This window comes from Arthrobacter sp. KN11-1C, assembly GCF_052180225.1.
GTDB lineage: Bacteria > Actinomycetota > Actinomycetes > Actinomycetales > Micrococcaceae > Arthrobacter.
The window spans coordinates 14,231-35,155 of sequence record NZ_CP197467.1 but is presented as its reverse complement, the minus strand read 5'-3'; the positions used below and the strand labels follow the sequence as shown (position 1 = coordinate 35,155).

At 61.7% G+C, this 20,925-nt stretch carries 13 protein-coding genes; 5 read left to right on the top strand and 8 right to left on the bottom strand.

Annotated features, from left to right (window positions below):
• Positions 1-86: 86 nt before the first annotated feature.
• The 5 genes from ACSBOX_RS00130 to ACSBOX_RS00110 form a co-directional block, all read right to left on the bottom strand.
• Positions 87-1,532 (bottom strand): phytoene desaturase family protein, encoded by a 1,446-nt coding sequence (locus ACSBOX_RS00130; protein ID WP_442544247.1) that lies wholly within the window; start codon positions 1,530-1,532, stop codon positions 87-89.
• Complete coding sequence (locus tag ACSBOX_RS00125) at positions 1,525-3,096, bottom strand: glycosyltransferase family 87 protein (protein WP_442546087.1); 1,572 nt, start codon at positions 3,094-3,096, stop codon at positions 1,525-1,527. The genes ACSBOX_RS00130 and ACSBOX_RS00125 overlap by 8 nt, the downstream gene beginning before the upstream one ends.
• 148 nt (positions 3,097-3,244) lie before the next feature.
• The gene (locus ACSBOX_RS00120; RefSeq protein ID WP_442544246.1) at positions 3,245-3,385 is read right to left on the bottom strand and encodes a hypothetical protein; all 141 of its coding nucleotides are present in this window, start codon (positions 3,383-3,385) and stop codon (positions 3,245-3,247) included.
• A 582-nt stretch (positions 3,386-3,967) separates the two neighbouring features.
• The gene (locus ACSBOX_RS00115; RefSeq protein ID WP_269998356.1) at positions 3,968-4,552 is read right to left on the bottom strand and encodes a histidine phosphatase family protein; all 585 of its coding nucleotides are present in this window, start codon (positions 4,550-4,552) and stop codon (positions 3,968-3,970) included.
• Positions 4,553-6,049, bottom strand: a complete 1,497-nt coding sequence (locus ACSBOX_RS00110) for a CCA tRNA nucleotidyltransferase (protein ID WP_442544245.1) — start codon at positions 6,047-6,049, stop codon at positions 4,553-4,555. It abuts the gene before it with no gap.
• A gap of 216 nt (positions 6,050-6,265) precedes the next feature.
• Here ACSBOX_RS00110 and ACSBOX_RS00105 point away from each other — a divergent pair, with 216 nt between their 5' ends.
• From ACSBOX_RS00105 to trxA, 5 genes are all read left to right on the top strand, one after another.
• A complete protein-coding gene (locus ACSBOX_RS00105; RefSeq protein ID WP_059388857.1) occupies positions 6,266-6,766 on the top strand; it encodes an NUDIX hydrolase in 501 nt (166 codons plus the stop codon).
• Between the two features lie 60 nt (positions 6,767-6,826).
• The gene (murJ, locus tag ACSBOX_RS00100) at positions 6,827-8,896 is read left to right on the top strand and encodes a murein biosynthesis integral membrane protein MurJ (protein WP_442546086.1); all 2,070 of its coding nucleotides are present in this window, start codon (positions 6,827-6,829) and stop codon (positions 8,894-8,896) included.
• Between the two features lie 143 nt (positions 8,897-9,039).
• Entirely contained in the window at positions 9,040-10,683 is a 1,644-nt protein-coding gene (locus tag ACSBOX_RS00095; RefSeq protein ID WP_442544244.1) for an ABC transporter substrate-binding protein, read from the top strand.
• Between the two features lie 167 nt (positions 10,684-10,850).
• Positions 10,851-11,807 (top strand): thioredoxin-disulfide reductase, encoded by a 957-nt coding sequence (gene trxB, locus ACSBOX_RS00090; protein WP_442544243.1) that lies wholly within the window; start codon positions 10,851-10,853, stop codon positions 11,805-11,807.
• A 36-nt stretch (positions 11,808-11,843) separates the two neighbouring features.
• The gene (gene trxA, locus ACSBOX_RS00085) at positions 11,844-12,170 is read left to right on the top strand and encodes a thioredoxin (protein ID WP_078107075.1); all 327 of its coding nucleotides are present in this window, start codon (positions 11,844-11,846) and stop codon (positions 12,168-12,170) included.
• Between the two features lie 5,683 nt (positions 12,171-17,853).
• Here the strand turns inward: trxA and ACSBOX_RS00080 are convergent.
• The 3 genes from ACSBOX_RS00080 to rsmG all read right to left on the bottom strand — a co-directional run bounded on the left by ACSBOX_RS00080 (position 17,854) and on the right by rsmG (position 20,925).
• Positions 17,854-19,065: a ParB/RepB/Spo0J family partition protein gene (locus ACSBOX_RS00080; RefSeq protein ID WP_442544242.1), complete on the bottom strand. Its 1,212-nt coding sequence runs from the start codon at positions 19,063-19,065 to the stop codon at positions 17,854-17,856.
• Between the two features lie 67 nt (positions 19,066-19,132).
• Positions 19,133-20,188, bottom strand: a complete 1,056-nt coding sequence (locus ACSBOX_RS00075) for a ParA family protein (RefSeq protein ID WP_241707634.1) — start codon at positions 20,186-20,188, stop codon at positions 19,133-19,135.
• A gap of 86 nt (positions 20,189-20,274) precedes the next feature.
• A complete protein-coding gene (gene rsmG / locus ACSBOX_RS00070; protein WP_442544241.1) occupies positions 20,275-20,925 on the bottom strand; it encodes a 16S rRNA (guanine(527)-N(7))-methyltransferase RsmG in 651 nt (216 codons plus the stop codon).

The following is a 20,925-nucleotide window of genomic DNA, read 5'->3' as shown; positions in this document are numbered from 1 at the left end:
TAGGTGAGCGAGGGTCCGGGAAATAGGGCTCATAGGTGAGCGGGCATCGGAAAATATAGGACATAAGTGAGCGGGCGTCGCAGGGGTTATGCGCCTAGGCCAAGCCCGGGTATCGGCAGGCCGAACATGTCCTTCAGGGCATATTTAGCGGCATGGTACCCGGGCATTCCTGTTACTCCAGGTCCCGGAGGCGTGGACGAGGAACACAGGTACACCCCGGGCAGAGGCGTCCGCCACGGCACTGAGGAGAGCACGGGACGTTGTACAAGTCCTCGGATGTCCATGAGCCCCGCGCTAAAATCGCCGCCAACGTAGTTCGCGTTGTAGCTGGCCAAGCCCGTCGCCGTCGTCGTCTTCCAGCCGACCACCACGTCGCGGAAGCCCGGCGCGAAATCCTCGATCCGGGACATGACGGCGTCGGCCATGTCCACCGTGGAACCCTTGGGAACGTGGCAATAAGACCAGAGGATGTGCCGCCCGGCGGGAGCGCGCCCCGGATCCACTATGGATGGCTGAGCCACAAGGACATACGGCTTCGCGGGATGCCGGCCCGCAGCTACAAGGTTCTCGGCCTCCGCCATGGCAGCACGCGTGCCGCCCACATGCACCGTCCCGGCGCCGGCCAAACCTGGAGCCGCCCAAGGCACCCGCCCGGACAGAATGAAATCCACCTTGCATGCCGCATTCCCAAAGCGGAATGTTTCCAGCGACTTCCTATAGCGGGCGGGAAGCGCGGCGCCCGCCATGCGCAGCAGTCCTGGTGGTGCGACATCCAGCAGGATGGCCTTCGCGGGACGCAGCTCTTCCAAGGATTCGATCCGCACACCGGTCTCGACCACTCCGCCGTGGGCTTCGATGTCCCGCACCATGGCATCCGCTATGGCCACGGAACCACCCACCGGAATGGGCCAGCCACCGGCATGGGCCAGCGCACCCAGGAGAAGTCCCGCCCCTGCGGCTGCGAGCGAAGGAAGCGGAGACACAGCATGCGCCGCGACACCCGTCAGGAGCGCGGGTGCCGCATCCCCGGTGAAGCGCCGGTTCCACCACGGCGAACCTTGTTCCAAGGTTGCCAGGCCGAGTCGTAGCGCCGTGATCGGACGGGCTGGCACCCGCAGCAACTGGTTCTGCGTCACGTCAAGAACGCCGCCCAGATGCTCCACCAACGGTCCCATCAGGCGGGTAAACGCAGCTCCGTCGGCCCCGAGTTCAGAAGCCGTCCGCTCCAGCGAGCGATACGCGAGAACTGCCCTGCCGCCGTCGAGCGGTGTTCCGTATTGGACCTCCGGCAAACGCAGCTCCACACGCCGTTCGAGTTCAAAATCCCGGAAGAAACGCGAAGCCAGCGCCATGGGGTGCACAGCTGAGCAGACGTCGTGGATATGCCCCGGCTCCAGCAGTTCAGCCGTCCGCGTTCCACCACCGATCGTCTCGGCAGCCTCGTACACCCGGACAGCCAGGCCCGCCCGGGCCATCACTACAGCTGCGGCCAAACCGTTCGGTCCGGAGCCGACGACGGCGACCTCAGCCATCGCGTTCACCCTCGCCCTGCGTGGAGTTCACTGAGTCGCGGAAAGTTTCGGACGTGTCGCGCCCTGGTTGCGGATGGCGCCCTGAACGGTCCTCCGCGGAATTCAAATCAACGCGCCGCCAGGGCAGCACCGATGCCGTCGGACTCTTGAGGTCCACCCGGAACCAATCCTTCGCGCCATCGAACAGGCCACCGTGAGGATCGTCCACACCCTGGACCCGGAGGGGATCAAGGTGTGGATCCCAGATGTCCCATGCAACCCTCAACATCAAATATGCCGTCACGGCCATATGCAGTATCACGGCCATGACGTAGTACGGCATATCAATGTTGTTCTGCGCCGCCCCGCCGCTACTGATCTGACCCAGATACATCCAGGTGGCAGCCCAGTGCAGCGCCTCAGCTGCCTGCCAGACCAGGAAATCGAGCCAGCGGGGTCGCGCCAAAGCCAGCAAGGGCACCAACCAGAGCACATATTGGGGCGAATAGACCTTATTGCTCAGCACGAAGGCGGCCACGATCAGGAAGGTCAGCTGGGCCAGCCGCGGGCGCCGCGGAGCCGCCAATGCCAATACAGCAATCAGAATGCACGCAAGGAGGAACATGTCCATCGCCAAGGCATTGATGGCGTCGGGGCCAAGTTTGGCCAGATGGAGGCGTTCGGCAACGAGGTTATAGGCGAACCACAAGGAGCTGTACCCCGCCGGGCGATCACGGGTGTAGTCGAAAAAGTAGCGCCAACCGGCTGGGTTGATTGCCGCGATCGGCACGTTGACTGCCAGCCAAGCGACGGCGGCTGACACGGTTGTCACAAAGAAGCCACGCATGCGGCCGCTTCGCAATGCCAGCAAGAGGATCGCGCCGAGGATAAGCAGCGGATAAAGCTTGGTGGCTGTTCCCAAGCCGATGAACAAGCCGGCTATGACGAGACGGTCCTTCGAGAAGAAGTACATCCCCACCGCGAGCATGGCAACTGCCCACATGTCCCAGTTGATAACTCCGGCCAGGACAATCCCGGGCGCGAGGGCCACCATTGCCGCATCCCACGGCCGGCGACGATTGATGCGCGCGGTAGCCAGAACCACCACGATCCACATGGCCGCAATCAGGGTGGCGTTCACGTCGAAGTAGCCCAGGATCCGATCGGGGGTGGCTCCGTGGCCCGGGACCAGCCGTGCGGTAGCACCGGCTATCAGCCCGATGATCACCGGATATTCGAACATGCTTTTCGGATCAAGGAACGGGAAGACGCCGTCGGCGAAGCCCCTGCTGCTGAAAAGTTCGGGGAAATCCGAGTAGCAGGTGGCATAGAACTGCTGGGGGGTGTGCCAGCCGTTGACGCGGCAATAGCCCTTGATCATGATCGAAACGATCGCGGCGACGATCGTGAGGATGATCAGGACCCGCTCCACGGTGAAGAATCCAGGAGAGATGGCCCCGGGGGAGGACCGCCGTCCGAGGGGTCCCCCGATCAACTCGGTGAAATTCCTGAGCAACGAATCACTACGGCTGGGAACCACAAAGCGCGCACGCTTTTGCTCGAGGTGCGGCTTTGTCTCCTGCATGGAATCGAGCTTACCTTCAGGCACGGGAGCGCTCCTCCCCAAGCCCCCGCATTAAAAGGCGGAAGCCCACGCGTAGCCGCGCGGGCTTCCGAGGCGAACGGTCCGATGTGTGCCATCAGTCCCTCCTGTAGTGCAGTGGTGGGGACACTCAGCGGATGATGCCCATTTGATGCAGGACGACGTAGACGTCTTCCCTGCGTTGGTCCAGCAGTTGTCCGTTGAAGAGGGTCTTGTCTTTGACGGCGGGCTTGCTGTTGAAGACCATCAGGTCCTTGAGGCGCTTGGCCAAGGGGTTCACCTCCTTTCGTTATTGAAGGGAATTGCCGGAATTCAGGCATGACAATTAAGCCTCCTGAATTCGAAGAAAACAGCGGCAGAATTAGGCGTGTGAATGCCAGGCAATGAGGGGTGGATTAAGTGGATTTATCGAACGACCGTGTCCGTACCGGAGCATGGAGCTCCGGCAGGGGGTATCCAGGGCAGCCGTCCCCAACAAGAAGCTGGTTCCGAACTATGAGGAAACTGCGCACCACGTCAATCGCGTGATACCGCTCAATGGCAGGCCCAACTCGGAGCCTGATTGCACCTTGATCAGCCCTGAATCATCAGGGGACGAAGGAGATCAGGAGAGATTAGGCCGCAAGACGGCGTCGAACAGCGAAGGCCGGGGTGCCAGCAACGGTCATCTTCCATCCGCTAGTCAAAGTAATCATTTTCCCAACCTCCTTTTCTGTTTTGGCACTACCGCAGATGACTGACTGGGTAGCGCACGCCTCAATCCCGGCAGATTGCTCTGGGATCAAAAATAAAGTTACACCATGAATCGCGCGGTTGACCAGCCAATTACAAACAATTTAGAAATTAATTCTTGTTACAGTCCCCAGCGGAGAATGGCCGGCGTCCGCTTGTCCCATCCCAAGGTACAAACTTTGGCCGTTCCCAGGACAAAGTGGCGTCCTTCCCTCGCGTCCAATTCAAGCCAACGGGCCGTCAGGATGCGGGAGAAATGGCCGTGCGCGACAATCAGGACATTGTCCATTCCGGACTCGAGGACGCGGGCAATGATCTTGTCGGCCCGGGCCGCCACGGAGTCGAGTGTCTCGCCGTTGGGAACGCCGTCGGTCCAGATGAGGTAGTCCGGGTTGTCCTTGCGGATGAGGTCCGAGCTGATGCCTTCGTAATCGCCGTAGTTCCACTCCACAGCCAGCGGCTCATGAACGGCGTCGGGGAAGCCTGCCAACTCCGCGGTACGGCGGGCTCGGCGCAGCGGCGATGTCAGGACCAGGTCGAAGTCGATGCCTTCCAGGATCTTGCGCGCTTCCACGGCCTGCTGCTCACCTTCGACCGTCAAGGGAAGGTCCGTCAATCCCGTGTATTGGCCGCTCTTGGACCATTCGGTCTCGCCGTGACGCATGATCCAGAGCTGTGGCCGGGACGGTTTGGCTGCAGGGTTCACTTAGGACTCCTCTGGTTCGGCGGTGCCTGCTTTGGCATCGACGGCTGGTTCCGATGAAAGTTCGACGGCGGACTCGGGTTGAACGGTCCACCACGCCAGGAGCTTGGACTCGGCGTCTTCCTGGGACAGCGGACCGTTTTCCATGCGCTCCTCCAGGAGGAACTTGTAGGCGCGGCCGACCACGGGTCCGGGCTTGAGTCCCAGCAAGGCCATGATCTGCGCTCCGTCCAGGTCCGGCCGGATGGCATTGAGCGATTCCTGTTCGGCCAGGACTTCGATCCGTTGCTCAAGGTCATCGTAGGCAAAGGAGAGCCGCTCGGCCTTGCGCTGGTTACGTGTGGTGACATCGGACCGGGTCAGCCGGTGCAGGCGCTCCAGCAAGGGGCCGGCGTCTGCGACGTAGCGGCGGACGGCCGAATCGGTCCAGCCCGCGTCGCCGTATCCGTAGAACCGCATGTGAAGCTCTACAAGCCGCGCCACGGCCTTGATGCTGTCGTTGTCGAAGCGCAGGGCCTTCATGCGTTTTGCGGTCAGCTTGGAGCCCACCATGTCGTGGTGACGGAAGCTCACCGCGCCGCCCGGTTCGAAACGGCGCGTCGCCGGCTTTCCGACGTCGTGCATCAGCGCGGCGAAGCGCAGCACAAAGTCCGGACCCGGCACCGGGCCGTCCGCGCCCGTCTCAAGCGACGCGGCCTGCTCCAGGACCTGCAAGGAGTGCTGGTAGACGTCCTTGTGCCGGTGGTGCTCATCGGCTTCGAGGCGCAGCGCGGAGACCTCGGGGAGGACGAATTCGGCCAGTCCGGTTTCCACGAGGAGATCGATGCCCGCACGCGGGTGCGCACCATTAATAAGCTTGACGAGTTCCTCGCGCACGCGTTCGGCGGAAATGATCTTGATCCGCTCGGCCATCCCGGACATGGCGAGGCGGACGTCGTCGTGCACGGCAACGCCGAGCTGCGCGGCGAAGCGGGCAGCACGCATCATGCGAAGGGGATCGTCGGAGAAAGACGCTTCGGGTGCTCCCGGGGTGGCGAGGACCGAGGCGTGGAGGTCGCGGACCCCGCCGAAAGGATCCACGAGTTCCAGCGACGGCAGCCGGAGCGCCATGGCGTTGATGGTGAAGTCGCGGCGCATGAGGTCGTCCAGGAGCGACGAGCCGAAGGCCACCGCGGGCTTGCGGGAATCGGCGTCGTAGGCCTCGGCGCGGTACGTCGTGATCTCGATCTGGAAGCCGGACTTCTTCATCCCGATCGTTCCAAAAGCGCGGCCGATTTCCCAGAAATTGTCGGCCCACCTCTTGATGATGGAAAGGGTCTGGTCCGGAGTGGCGTCAGTGGTGAAATCCAGGTCCGGCGAGACACGGCCGAGGAAGAGGTCCCGCACCGGCCCGCCAACCAGCGACAGTTCGAATCCAGCGCCCACGAACCGCTGACCGAGGTCCAGGACCACTGGATCCATCTGGAAATTAACTGAAGAACTGTCCAATACTTGCGCCATAGTTCCTTAAGCTTGTCAGATTTCACCGCGCCATCACACCGGATCCTCGTCATTGCGCTGCGATTGGGTGGGAACAACACCGGGATCACGGTCTCACGCCATCCGCACGTCACCGTGAGTCCATGTCCCGGTCATCACCAACGGGCAAGAGTCGTTAGAGTGGACCTCATGGCCAACCCGATCCCGAGTGCTCCTGGCAGGAGGACGAACGCACCATTGCCGTCGGCAATTGGTGCCCACGTCGCGCCCGCTCCGCACCCGGCCCAGGCCGCCCTTCCGACGGTGGAGGAAGTCTCTGCCGGCGGCGTCGTCGTCGACACGTCCGACGGCGAACTGAGGGTCGCGATCATCGCCCGCCTTAATAGGGGTGGCCGGCTCGAGTGGTGCCTGCCGAAGGGGCATCCGGAGGGCAAGGAAAACAACGAGGAAGCAGCCGTCCGCGAGATCGCTGAAGAAACCGGAATCGAGGGCAATGTCCTCGCTCCCCTCGGCAGCATCGACTATTGGTTCACGGTGAGCGGGCACCGCGTCCACAAAACCGTGCACCATTTCCTCCTGCGCGCCACGGGCGGGGAACTGACCATCGAGAACGATCCCGATCAAGAGGCCATCGATGCCGCGTGGGTTCCCCTCCAGGAATTGGCCCGCAAATTGTCCTTTCCCAATGAGCGGCGCATCGCCGATCTTGCCCGGGAAGTCCTGCCCGAACACCTCTAACGCGGCCTTTCATTCCGTCTTGACGCAACAGGCAGCCCGGCTCATGGGACGATAATGACAATGTCTGCCGCCAAAACTACCCAGCCAGTCCCATCCGGAGAAACCCGTTCCAGCGCCGTCATGGCCGCCGGGACGCTCGTTTCACGGTTCCTCGGCTTCGCCAAAACCTGGATGCTCGGCGCCGCGCTGGGCCTGGGATCGACGGTCAACGACACCTTCATCAATGCCAACAACCTGCCGAACCTGATTTTCCTCCTCGTGGCCGGTGGCGTTTTCAATGCCGTGCTGGTCCCGCAGATCATCAAGGCCAGCAAGGGTCCGGACCGGGGCGCGGACTACATCAGCCGGCTCCTGACCCTGGCTGTGCTGGTTCTCTTGACGCTGACCACGCTGGTCACCTTGGCCGCGCCGATGGTCATCGACCTCACCACCCAGGGCTATTCACCCCAGCAGAAATCGCTGGCCGTAACCTTCGCGTTCTATTGCCTGCCGCAGATCTTCTTCTACGGCCTGTATGCGCTGCTCACCCAGGTCCTCAACGCCAACGGTGCCTTCGGCCCCGCGATGTGGGCGCCCATCCTGAACAACGTGGTGGCCATCGCCGGGCTGGGCATGTTCATCTGGATCCTCGGCGCCAACAACACGAACCCCCACACCTTGGACAATTGGGGGCCCGTCCAGACCTTCCTGATCGCCGGCTTCTCCACTGTCGGCGTGCTCGCGCAGACCGCCATACTCCTCGTCCCGGTGATCCGCCTGCGGCTCGGGCTCCGGCCCCGCTTCGGCTGGAGGGGCGTAGGGCTGGGCCAGGCCGCGAAACTGAGCGTCTGGACGCTCCTGACCGCCGCCGTCGGGCAGCTCGCGTTCCTTTACGTCATGAGGATCGCCACGATTCCCGGCTCCGAGCGGCTTCGGCTGGAGCACGCTCAAGACCCGGCCGCCGCCACCCTCCCGGGTAACGCGGTCCTGGAAGTCGCCAGCCAGCTGTACCTGCTCCCGCACTCGATCATTGCGTTGTCGCTCGCCACGGTGCTGTTCAACCGGATGGCCCATGCCTCCCAGTCGGGCAACAAAGCCGAATTGCGCGAAGCCCTGTCGCACGGACTGCGGACCATGGCCGTCGCCACCGTCTTCGGGGCACTGGCCCTGTTCGCCCTCGCCGGACCGCTGGGCATGTTCTTCTCCGGCGGGAAGCCCCAGGACGGCGTCATGCTCGCCCAGACGCTGACGATCCTCGCGCTGAGCACCCCGTTCATGAGCGCCAACTTCATGATGTCGCGCGTCTTCTACGCCAACGAGGACGCCCGGACGCCTTTCTACATCCAGCTCATCCTTGCGCTGGTCAACGTTGTGGGCGCGTTCATCATCCAGTTCCTGCCGGTGGGCCGGATCATCTTCGCGATCGCCGTCCTCTACACCCTCGGAAACATCCTTTCCGTGGTCATCAGCGTCTGGTTCCTGCGGCGCCTCCTCGGCCACGTGGACGGCCCCCGGATCGCCAACTCGTACATCCGCATGGGCTATGCCGCCTTGGGATCGGCGATCGCCGGCGCCTTGGCCCTGTGGCTCCTGGGCAGCTATCACGCCGACGGCTTCGCCTGGAGCAGCCGGCCTGCCGCTTTCGTGACGGTGGTCGTCGTCGGGCCCGTCATGCTGCTTGCCTACCTATTCCTGCTGCGCGTCTTCCACGTCAGCGAGCTCCGCGATTTGCTGCGCCCGGTGCTTGGCCGGCTCGGCCGGGGCGTTCCGGTTGCGAAAGCACCGGCCGCGGCCGGAGAGCAAACCCCGACGGCGGTCCGCGCCACAGTGTCCGACGACACCGGACTCATTCCGCGCATCTCGGGGGAGTTCGACGCAGCATCCTTCCGCGCCGGTCCCGCCTTGCAAACCATGCCTTCCAAGGACGAGTGGGATGACGGCCGCGATGCCGATGGAGGCATTGCGGAGGCGAACGACAAGGTTGACGCCTGGTCCGACGTCGAGAAGTCCTATCTGCCGGATGAAGACCTCCCCAGTACCGCACAACGGGGCGCGGGCCGCCCGGGCGTCCCATTGCCCGGCCGCCGCACCTATCAGGGAACACTCGGAAACAACCCCTATTTCCGCGGTGGATCCCGCCGCAAAAGGTGACGGATCCGCGCAAACCGGGAGCCGGAACGGCCTAATCAGCTAGGATCAGAAACTAATACAGGTAGTTGCAGACCACGGGTCACCCGGCTGGCCGGATCCCGTATTCAGGACCCGCAGCTTCCGGACAGTCATAGGAGGAACCCGTGTCCCACCCGATCGATGTCGGATCAGTGCTTGGCGGCCGCTACAAAGTCACAGCCACCGTGTTGACTTCGCACGACCAGGATCTGGTGCTCGACGGCGTGGACCAGGTCCTCAACAGACCTGTCAGCATCCTCGTGGCTGGCCCCGGAAACGCCGATCAGGTTGCCAAGAGCGCCCGCGAGGTCGCCACCGGCGAGCGGCCCGGACATGTCCAAATCCTCGATCTCGGGGTCAGCGACGCCACCACCTACCTCATCACCAACCACAGCAGCGCTCCCGACCTGCTGGACCTCGTGGTGGCCACCAACCCGCCTTACGTCGAACCGTTCTTCACGGACACGCTTGGCAGCGAGATCTTCGGCCAGGCCCGGTCCCACGAGCCCGAGACCTACGACGGGCTCTACGACGACGAAGAGCACGACGCCGAGTTCATCAGTTACGACGAGGTCGAGCCCCACCCTACCGGCGAATCGCTGCCGGCTGCCGCTGACCCGCGCCGCCCGGTGGTTCCTCCCATGCCCGCTGGCCGGCCGGCGTCGGCCTCCGGGGGCATTGGTTCACGCATCGCTGCTGCGGCAGCGGGGGCAGGGGCTGCTGCGGCCGCCGCCGCGGCGGCCGTAAAGGGCAGCGGGAAGTCAATCAGCGACGACGGCCAAGCCGCGCCTTCGGGGAGGCCCGCATCCGCGTCGGCAGCCGAGTCGAGCCGGACCGCTCCCCAGCAAATCCAAGCGGCACCCGCCACACAAGCTGTTCCAGCATCCGCTCCTCAGGCGCCTACTTCTGCAACCCCGGCCCAGGAATCCAAAGTCTCTCTCTGGTCCGAGGACGACTATGGCTTCGTTAACGACGACGGCGGCGCGCGCGGCACGGGCGCTTCCCGCGGTGCGGCCTCGGCTGCCGGCGGATACAGCCGGGGAGCATCGAGCTTCCCGTCGAACGCGCGTGAGCAAGCAGAGCCCCTCGACGAGGACGAATATTACGACGAGGAGCCGGTTCGCGAGCCCCGTTCCTTCCGTTGGCTCGTAGGCGGGGTCCTTGCCGCCGTGTTGATCGTAGGTTTGATCCTGGCTGTCACCAATCTCGGCAACCTCATCCCCGGCGGGGCATCCGCGGCCAAGCAGTCCTCCACAGCGTCTCAAACCGTAACTGGACAGCCGAGCAGCACCGGCACAGCCTCTGCACCTCCGGTCGCAGCGCCGCCGGTCATTGATGGAGTCACCCGCATGGGCGATTTCGATTTCGCCGCGACCTACGACAAAGACCTGGTCAAGACCTTCGACGGCAATGCCGCCAGTTACTGGTCGGACATGGAATTCGCCACGGCCGACTGGGGTGGACTCGCACCCGATGGCGTGTCGCTGCTGGTCAAGCTCAAGACACCCTCGCAGGTGACATCCGTCACTTTGAGCCAGTTGGGCGCTTCCGGTGGAAACATCAGCGTTTACACCAATGATCGTCCGGCCTTGGACGGCGCCAAGTTGGTCGGCACCAACAGCTTCACCTCACCGGAGCTCACTATGCCGCTTAGTTCCCCTGTAACGGCCCAATACGTGATTGTCTCCATCAAGGCCCTGCCCAAACTGACCGCCCCCAAGACGCGCTACGGCTACGGCCTGCGCCTTGCGGAGATCAAGGTCCAGTAGCCGACGACTTCTTGCTTCCATGCCCTGCACTGCCAGAAGGTACCCTGAATGGTGGTGGATATTAGGGTCCCCGGAAACATCGGAATATTCCGCGCCGCCATAGGGTTGTGCCATGTGGCCGGCCGCAAGGAACCGGTGCATCGACTAAGGAAGAGGTTCACCCAACAGTGAGCAACGCAGAAAACACCGCGTCCAACGTACGTGATGTCATTATCGTAGGCTCCGGGCCTGCCGGTTACACGGCGGCCGTCTACACGGCACGGGCCAACATGAACCCGCTTCTGATCGCCGGTTCCGTGACTGCCGGTGGCGAACTGATGAACACGACAGACGTCGAGAACTACCCCGGCTTCCCCGAGGGCGTCATGGGACCCGATCTCATGGAGAACTTCGAAAAGCAGGCGGCACGCTTTGGGACTGAGATTCAGTTTGAGGATGTCACGGAACTGGATCTCGACGGCGACATCAAGTCCGTGACTATCGGCACGGGGGAGAAGTTCAAGGCACGGGCCATCATTCTGTCCACAGGTTCCGCCTATCGTGAGCTCGGCCTCGAGAATGAAAAGCGTCTTTCCGGACACGGCGTGAGCTGGTGTGCAACCTGCGACGGTTTCTTCTTCAAAGACCAGGACATCGCAGTGATCGGCGGCGGCGACTCTGCCATGGAGGAAGCCCTCTTCCTCACCAAGTTCGCCAAGTCCGTCACCGTGGTACACCGTCGCGACACCCTCAAGGCTTCCAAGATCATGGGTGACCGCGCCCAGGCCCACGAAAAGATCAACTTCGTGTGGAATACCGCCGTCGAGGACGTCATCGGCGGGGACAAGGTGACTGGCCTGAAGCTGAAAAACCTCGTCGACGGCACCGAGTCCGAGCTCGCCGTCACCGGAGTTTTCGTGGCCATTGGCAACGATCCCCGCACCGAACTCGTCAAGGGGAAATTGGAACTCGCTGCTGAAGGCACTATCGCCGTCGACGGCCGCAGCTCCAAGACCAGCATCAAGGGCGTCTTCGCCGCTGGCGATGTCGTAGACCCGACCTACCGCCAGGCCATCACGGCCGCCGGCTCCGGTTGTGTCGCTGCCTTGGACGTCGAGCACTATCTTGCAGACCTGCACGCCTAATCGGCACAGCAGCCATCCATTCGAAGGGAAAGAATTATGAGCAACGCGAAAAACGTTACCGACGCCAGTTTCAGCACCGACGTCCTGGCCGCTGAAAAGCCGGTCATTGTGGACTTCTGGGCCGAGTGGTGCGGCCCGTGCCGCAAGTTGGGTCCGATCCTCGATGAGATCTCCGTTGAGTATGGAGACAAGGTCGATGTCGTCAAGCTGAATGTCGACGACAACCCGGCCATCGCCGCTGAGTATGGCATCACGTCCATTCCAGCCGTTTACCTCTTCAGCGGGGGAGAAGTGAAGAGCACAGTGATCGGTGCAAAGCCGAAGCAGTTCTTCGAAAAGGAATTTGAATCCGTCCTGTCCTAGGACGTCCGGCGCGCCTGTTACGGCCGCCTCCGATTGGGCCGGTGGTTTCGCTATTGAGCGAGGCCGCCGGCTTTTTCATGTCTTCGGATACACGGTCTTGAGTTCGAAGCCTGGCGACTAGTGGTGTCCCCCCATCCCAATTTGTGAACCTTTTTCAATTTCAAAACTGGCAATTCTTTGGGGGAACGGACCAGATGGTCACTGAAGCTCCTGCCGCATGGAAACGGGCTGGAGGCACCGAGACTTGTCCGCATTCGAATGCTGGAATGTTTGCTCGAGGATAGTTGTGCCACCTTGCCTCGTGCATCTGCGCGGATACGGGGGATTCCACCTGGACTCCGGGGTCTCTGCGTTTGATACCAGGGCAAGTAGGTGATCCTGCTGTTTCACGTGAAACCGTACTGCTCGTCCGTTGGAGACCATCACCACTCGCTATTGAATTCAATTCCACGTCGATCCATGTGTGCGCACGACGTATGCAGTGTTTCACGTGAAACATGATTCACCGGCAAGGGGAAGCACTAGTATTCTGGCTGCCGAGATCGGTTTCAGAAGTACCTGGCGCTTGCGCAGGCAAATTGCGGGACAGCAGCGACTGTACGGTTTCACGTGAAACATCATTTCCCGGCGAGGGAAACAGAAGCGCTCATGTCGCCAATTTCACCACAGGAGCGTTTGATGCCAGGGCAGAAAACTTGCTGGCGGTGGGGATTTGGATGATTCCACGTGAAACTGCGCCCGGTACTGCGGGATAAAGCTGGTTGCTGCTGGTTGCGAGGTGGGCCGGCTTCGAATCGAACTCCTGTGCTCGGGATGATCGCCCATTTGGAATCCTCATATGGGCCATGTTTCACGTGAAACACCGCGCGCGGCCCGAGAGCCTTCCGCGCATTTCCTTGGGCTGCGATCAATACGGAGGCTGCCGAGTGCCTAACGACAGCCGGGTCCACGAGGTCACCGTACAGCGGTTCTCGCATAGCATAGCGCGATACGGGTACCGGACCAGCCGGGGCGTAACAACGTCGGAGGACGGAACTCTCGGTAGCTTGTCGTCCGAAAATCCATAGACAATAATTTCAGGTTGCTTTGCCACGATTGATCCCGCTCAGATCACATCCACGGATCCGTCCTTCATCACCAGTAGTCTTCGATCCCGGGTCACCCTGGATGTACATCGGGGCTGAAGAGCCCGCTGACCGAAGGACGATCGCGGAAGAGTACCCTATTGCCCTGCGCCAGAATAATGGTCCCTGGAATGGCCTCCTGCCGTCGTGAGGCTTGCGATCAAGCCCGCTGCGGACACCTTCATCCGAATCGAGGGAGTAGGCCCAGGAATAGATCTTGCACTGACCATAGGCGCTGGATCGCGAGTCCCTGTATCGGCCGCCTCGCGGCGCTTCACAACGCGGATCAGTATCGGCGTAGGCCTGAGCGGGATTGAATGAACCGAAGCAGTCGCCATCGAACCCTCCTCAGACACCAGAACCCGAGGCCAGCGGCTACACAGCCCGGACGACGCCTTCGCAGTCACACACAGCACGTCAGGCCATGGGACGGCTAGGCCTTCTTCACTCGGGCTGAGCGAACCCGTAGGCAATCGCTCATCCCGTTCGAGCGACCCAGGATGGATGTGGGAGCACCCCTCCCGAGATCCGTGCCGCGACGGTGAGATAGCGTTCGCGGACTGCCGTGCCCGCCGACAAGACTCGGCCGACCGCGCCCCTTGAGCCAATCACCCGCAGCTTCGGGCGTTGGTTCCCACGCTGACAAGCTCGCCCAAGCCGGGCCCAGGTGGACCTGACGGCCGCCTGTACCGCAAGGACCATGGACACACGGCATTGGGGGAGACCGAGTCTCAAACGAGCAACTGGAGCTCCGTCTACGGCAACTACCACTCAGCGCCAGAGTCTGGTTTCAAAACCCGCCGTAGCAGGACGAAACTGCCGGCGGGGAAGAACACCAGCAATTCATCAACTGGGAAGCTGTAGCCTCCTTGGGCGTTCCTCGCACATGCCCCGTCCTGCGACGACGCGAGAAGGCCCTAACATTTGAACCCCAAGGCAGGTCGACTCGGCCGCCCAAGGTGTGGTTGGCTGCGCTTGGCGAGGTTGTCCGGGTTAGGCAGGGTTGATCTGGACAACCTGCTCCATCCAACGGACCCCAGGGGACCGTGTATCCGGGGCAATGCTCCAGCAGAACAAATGAGTGAAGATGAGCTGCGCTGGGGCGACATGCCTACCGGCTCTTGCGCCCGACGTCCCCGAACACACGTTGGTCCTCGCAATCTCCTGACTGTCGGGTCAGCTCGACACGCACATTTGCGGATCCAAGATCAAGCGACGGCCACAAGCGTCACGCACTGGCTATTTGAGCTGTTGACCTGACCCAACCGCGGTAGCCTCATGATTGCCCTCTGCCCAGGGCAGGTGACCCCGCAGTCCGATAGATGTCGGTAGCGAAGTTACGCATGTCAGAAGGTGCTTTCGCTTCAGTGGCGAATCGGGGTGCCTCCCGATCTCGATCGTTACTACAGGTCCGTACCCGCCGACAATGGACGGCGTCGGGTGATCGGCGGCCTACGGTGCGGTCGCCGTTTCACGTGAAACATGACGAGACCGTCGAACTCAAGTGCACTCACACCGAGCTTGGCCGGCATCGGAAATCCCGACAGCGTCGATCCGAGTAGGGCACGTCCGGGCAAGATGCGGGCAAGATTCCACTTCAGCTGGATCTTCGCTGGGAGGGATATCCACCGCCGGGTCCAAAGTTATGCACACAGTTATCCACAGCGTTTTCCACGGGCGCAAAGAGCCAGTTCGGCTAGCCTCTCGCGGCGGATTGGCGAGGGAATCCGACGCGCAGCGAAGCGAATCCCAGTCTGCCAAATGAAATCGGATTTGATACGGACCGGGAAGTCTTCAGAAGCCCGGGAATCTGCCAATATTGGGCCCAAACGGAGTAAATCTGGGTAGTCTACAGGCGCTGCTTCTGTTTCACGTGAAACAAAGCCAGCGAGGGACCTCAGGACCACACGAATACCGATGCCGGCCGATTAGATGCCCATTGGGCCCCGGCCGAAGTTGCCGCAATCCCACCGAATTATCAACAAAGTTATCCACAGCGATATCCACCGCTGCACTCAGACTTTTCAACAGCGGGACACACACTCCACAAGGGTAAGCCTTCTCGGGTCGTCCTCGTCCAGGTTTGTCGATACCGCCCCGCCAGCGCCTGGAATTGGTGGCTTGCATGGCGTCGACGATCCGACGACGAGATCAGCCGAAAGCAGCAACGGGCACGCCTAACGCTTTCGCCACGAGAGCTCGGATCTGGCGAGATCGACTCGCGCTAGGACAAGTCCCGCTTTTCACCTCGTGGAGGACCCGAGCCCAGGACACCCCAGCCATGAACGTCCCGTGGACTGAGTCATTCGGACAGACCGGAATATGTGCTGTGTCCAAGCAGAGATATGGTGCGATGCCTACCAGGGCTGCACACCATTCGGGCATCCTCGGATCGCCTGACGCCGCGCAAGCGAGCAAGCCAGCGTCACGCGAGCCCACCACGGTGCGAGGACAACTGCGGCCAGGAGCGGGGATTCAATCCTGTCGCGGGACGCGTCCGGGGGAGCTGCGCCCTCTCATCCGGTTCCAAGAATTCCGCAGGCTGGCACCAGGTACAGGAGACATCCGTGCCGCGTCCTGGCGCCATTCGGGGTAGGCATCTATAAGTCCGAGTAAGCGCAGGCCGAGGCATTGGCGTCGGAGCCAGCGCCGACACCAGGCACCGGAGACCAGAGAGCGGAAACCGCAAACCGCAAACCGCAAACCGCAAACCGAGAGAGTCTGTCTTGCCGCGGAACCCCAGGGCCCACACGAGGAATTCGATCAGGTTCTTCCTGACCCCGTCTTGCGGTGCTGACGTATTCGGGGGACCGATCGCACTTCCCGGGGCTGTGGGGTTCGGCGACAATGTCCGGGAGGTCACGAACAGTATTGAACGCGTCCGTACATGGAAGATGGAGTGGTCTCGGAAGTCCGGATAGGAAATCGCGCCGACCAGGCCGCCGTCCTCCAATCCACGAGCTCGGGGACTGTTGCTTCCCAGCCGCCGTGCCACCGTCGAGCGAGCTCAGGGAACTGTTCCCTTTAAAGCGGGCTCCCTGCGAGCCGTCCTGCCACGCTCCAAAGAACTCAGGGAACGGCTTTCTATCAGTCGGTCCGCTGTCGCAGTGAAAGAGGGAGCGGCGCACGGTCGTCGCCGTCGACCAGAGGGCGCGGCTATCAGATCCCGACGAGGCTCGGCGCCGTGCGGCTCGGCCGCACCCGTAGTCACATGGTCACCGGGCACGGGTGGTCGGTGGCTGCCGCTGGTCCAGACACACAGAGAGCCACCTTATGCCGCACACAGCCGTGTCCATCCGCCCCGGCATCCGCGCCAAGTTCGGCCCATCCTAGGCGCAGGCACACAGGGGCTGGATAGCTGATGCACAGGCGCCAAGCGGCAAACTGGGAGGCCGGCGTCCCAGTGCCTTCGCACAGCAGCGAGGACAGCCAGACCTGTTGCGCCCAACGAGGTACAACTAACGCCGAACGGAGAGTACCAGCCAGCCAGGTTAGGCTGCATCGTGAAATGGTTGCCGCGAGCTCCGAAAGAGCCGACGGTCTCATGCACCCATCGGTATTGATACCGCATTCCTCACCCTGAGCAGCAGATCCAAGGACAAGCGCGAGATGCACAGCGTTCTCCACGAGTTTGAAGAACGTGGCTGAAGTCCTAGAGCCTTCACCTGCCAAAGGATGAATAGATAGATGTAAGCCGAGCAGCAATCCACCTCTCGCCCAGGCACACGGTCACTCTGCAGGTCATTGGCTCCGTACTGCGAGTTAACTACCAATTCTTTGCACCGGGACCACGAGAATCGATCGCGATGGACTCAACCACACCCTCCTGTTTCACGTGAAACAGACCGCGTCGTCCGTCCCTAGAGTCGACCTGATCAACCGACGCGCCAAAGCGCTGTCGAGCAGATCCCTTCGGCCCACGCCGCCCGGCTTGGCTGTTCCACGTGAAACATTGGCGGACCCACGACGCCCAAGAGGCATCATCTGAGAACTGTAGCGAGGCATGGAAGTGGAAGAACAGAGCCAAGCCTTTCGGGCTCTATGGCGCCTGGCACGGGGAGAGCAATTGAGTGCGTCCCCAATTCTCGACTGCGGGCAATCCAGGGGACCGCCAACCATGGGCAACCCTTGCCAGCCAACGTAGAAGTCAAGAACGTAGCATCCACACGAAAGGGTGGCTAGCGTGAGGTTCAAGCACATAGCCTCGATGCGGGATCGAGCCGATCCAAAGGCGACAGCCAATTGAGCTCGATATTGCCGTCTCCGAGAAGCATGGGGATCCCCTCGAACGCTAAGGAATACTGGGCTTGCACCACCTCAGCCCTATGCAAGTGATCGTTTCACGTGAAACGCAGCCCCGAACGCACCACATCACAATCCCACCCCAACGAACTAGTCCACCAGCCCACGCCACAAGCACGCGCAACATGGGCCCGGCCTTGACGAAAGAGCGCCGAACAAAGACCAACCGGACCCGGCAAGCACCACAAGGAAACCACTAAATGAAAATGGGGCCTGCCTCGTGAGAAGCAAACCCCAGTTCCCTGGAAACCGAACGACTAGCTTTCATCCCCGGGTGACAAAACATCCATGATGCGATTCAGATCCTCAACACTAGCGAACTCAATGCTGACTCGACCCTTTCGGGCACCCAGGGTGATCTTCACGTTGGTGTCCAAGCGATCCGAAAGTGAAGAGGCAAGGTAGTCGAGACGCTCATGGCGTGCGTTGGGACGCGGAATGCTGTTCTTCGGCGGCACCGTAGGATCCTGGTACAACGCCACAGCTTCCTCGGTGGCCCGTACGGACATTCCTTCGGCGACAATCTTCTGCGCGAGACGCTCCATCGAGGCTGCGTCCGGGAGGGCGAGCAATGCCCGCGCGTGGCCGGCCGAGAGCACGCTGGCAGCTACTCGCCGCTGCACGAGCGGAGGAAGTTTGAGGAGGCGGAGAGTGTTGGACACTTGCGGACGCGAACGTCCGATCCGGTCGGCCAGCTGCTCATGGGTGGTACCGAAGTCCTCCAGGAGCTGTTGGTAGGCAGCAGCTTCTTCCAAGGGGTTCAGCTGGCTGCGGTGGAGGTTTTCCAGCAAAGCATCGCGAAGGAGGTCGTCATCAGTGGTATCGCGAACAATTGCCGGGATGGTTTCGAGCCCGGCGGCCTGCACTGCCCTCCATCGCCGCTCACCCATCACCAATTCATACGGTTCTCCACCCTTTTCGGTTGAGGTACGTACAACAATTGGCTGGAGGACGCCTATTTCCTTGACGGAGTGAACCAGCTCCGCCATGTCGTCCTCATCGAAGACACTGCGCGGCTGCTTGCGGTTGGGATGGATGTCCCCGACAGGAATTTCGGCGAAGCGCGCACCGGGAACCTCGACCAGTTGGACCTCGGACGATTCCGCGGGAAGCGATTCAGCCATGCCCTCTCCTGCAGCACCCGCAGGAGAGTCGACCGGCTTCAAAGCGGCCGGGCGGTCAGCCCCGGTGGTCTTCGCGGAGGTGACCTTCGCCGCGGGTGACTTCGCAGCGGGACTCTTTGCCGCCGTCGTGCTCTTGGACGACGAGCCTCGTGAGGGAGAACTCTTCGCTACCTCGGTTTCGGGCACCTCGGGAGTCTCCATCGTCTCCGGTGCCTTCCGCGCCTCAGGGAAGAAGAGGTCCACAGGGCGGGACGCCGGGACGCCGTTCCCCGATGCACCAGCCGAAGCGGAGCTGGGAATGAGAGCCCCAAGACCCCTACCCAGGCCTCGTCGCTTTTCGCTCATTAGTATGTCCCTCCGGTGGAATGGCAAGAATTGAGCCCGCCAAGGATATTGCAGTGATTAAGGAAGTCTAGCGCTCGGCGATTTCTGCAGCGGCTTCCATGTAGGACAACGCGCCGCTGGAAGACGGATCATAGGTCATCACCGTCTGCTGGTAGCTTGGGGCCTCCGAGATGCGCACGGAGCGAGGAACCACAGCGCCAAGAACCTGATCCGGGAAATGTTGGCGGACTTCCGAAGCCACCTGCGCGGCCAGGTTGGTGCGGCCGTCATACATGGTGAGGAGAATGGTGGAAACCACCAGATCGGCATTGAGGTGCTTCTGGATCATTTCGATGTTCTTGAGAAGCTGGCTCAGGCCTTCCAATGCGTAGTACTCACACTGGATCGGGATGAGTACCTCGCTGGCCGCGCAGAAGGCGTTGACGGTCAGCAGGCCCAGGCTGGGCGGGCAGTCAATGAAGATGAAGTCCAGACGACCTTCACCGTTCTTCGCGCGTTCCTTCGAGTAGACATCGATGGCGCGGCGCAGACGCTGCTCGCGTGCAACGAGGGAAACCAGTTCGATTTCAGCACCCGCCAGGTGAATGGTTGCCGGCGCGCAAATGAGATTCGGGATATCGGGGCATGGAGCCACAACGTCACGCAGCGGGAGGTCGTTGATCAGCACATCGTAAATACTGTCGACGTCGGCGTGGTGCTCAATACCAAGAGCGGTGGATGCATTTCCTTGGGGATCGATATCGATCACCAGCACATTGAGTCCCGCGGAGGCCAAGGCTGCCGCAATATTGACCGTCGTGGTGGTCTTTCCGACGCCGCCCTTTTGATTGGACACGGTGAAAATGCGGGTCTTTTCCGGCTTGGGAAGCTCGCGCCCCACCAGGCGCTCACGACGTCGGGTCTCGTTGGCGAGCTGGCGTGCAATGGGGCTGGAGTCGTCAATGGAGTCCATGACGTTGTCATGTCCGACAATCACGGTTTCACGTGAAACAGCGGCGTTTGCAACCGAATTCGTGCGCATCAGTGCGGATTCAAAGGATGCCGAGGGTGCAGCCATGGCCCGAGCCGACCCCAAGGAAATAAATGGCGGGATCCGCTGGGTGGAGGTTTCGCTACTGCCCACTGTCACACTCTCACTCTCATTCGGCTCTAGCTGCCGTTCTCTAGCTTAACCGCTCAGTTGCGGACACGCGGGACACAGCGCCGAAGCTAAGCGATCTTCCGCTGTTTGTTAACGACGATCCTCACCACAGTGGTGGGTTCCTCCAAGAGCTCCTGCCCGCAAACCACAACAGACGTTTCCACGCCCCCGAGCCTACGGATGATTTTAGCTGCTTGCTCAATCTCCTCGGCAGCACTTCGGCCCTTGATCGCCACAACTTCACCCTTGCCGTTAAGCAAGGGGATGGTCAGGCCGGCGAGTTTGGACAGGGCAGAGACGGCCCTCGCCGTGACAACATCCGCATCTGTCATTCCCACTGCGAGCTCGGCCCTGGTGCGCATGACAGTGACGTTGTCCAGTCCAAGGTCGTCCACGACTTCTTGAAGCCAGATGACCCGCCGCTCCAGGGGTTCGATCAACGTGAGTTCAAGATCGGGACGCGCAATTGCCAAGCACAAACCCGGAAGTCCCGCCCCGGATCCAACGTCTGCAACGTGGCTTCCGTGGGCTATCGCCGATTCGATGACGGCGCAATTGAGAACGTGCCGGCTCCAGAGGCGGGGAACCTCGCGCGGGCCAATCAGCCCGCGCTCGGTTCCCGACGTCGCCAGATGTTCTACGTACCGCTGGGCGAGACCGAGCCGGTCACCGAAAATCTTCTCTGCTGCCTGGAGTTCGGCTGCCGTGATTTCAACCAT

What these genes read in the sequence shown, in the direction of transcription:
- ACSBOX_RS00130 (WP_442544247.1), bottom strand. Translation starts at nt 1,532, where the DNA reads ATGGCTGAGGTCGCCGTCGTCGGCTCCGGACCGAACGGTTTGGCCGCA.
- ACSBOX_RS00125 (WP_442546087.1), bottom strand. Translation starts at nt 3,096, where the DNA reads ATGCAGGAGACAAAGCCGCACCTCGAGCAAAAGCGTGCGCGCTTTGTG.
- ACSBOX_RS00110 (WP_442544245.1), bottom strand. Translation starts at nt 6,049, where the DNA reads ATGGCGCAAGTATTGGACAGTTCTTCAGTTAATTTCCAGATGGATCCA.
- murJ (WP_442546086.1), top strand. Translation starts at nt 6,827, where the DNA reads ATGTCTGCCGCCAAAACTACCCAGCCAGTCCCATCCGGAGAAACCCGT.
- trxA (WP_078107075.1), top strand. Translation starts at nt 11,844, where the DNA reads ATGAGCAACGCGAAAAACGTTACCGACGCCAGTTTCAGCACCGACGTC.
- ACSBOX_RS00080 (WP_442544242.1), bottom strand. Translation starts at nt 19,065, where the DNA reads ATGAGCGAAAAGCGACGAGGCCTGGGTAGGGGTCTTGGGGCTCTCATT.
- rsmG (WP_442544241.1), bottom strand. Translation starts at nt 20,925, where the DNA reads ATGGTTGAAATCACGGCAGCCGAACTCCAGGCAGCAGAGAAGATTTTC.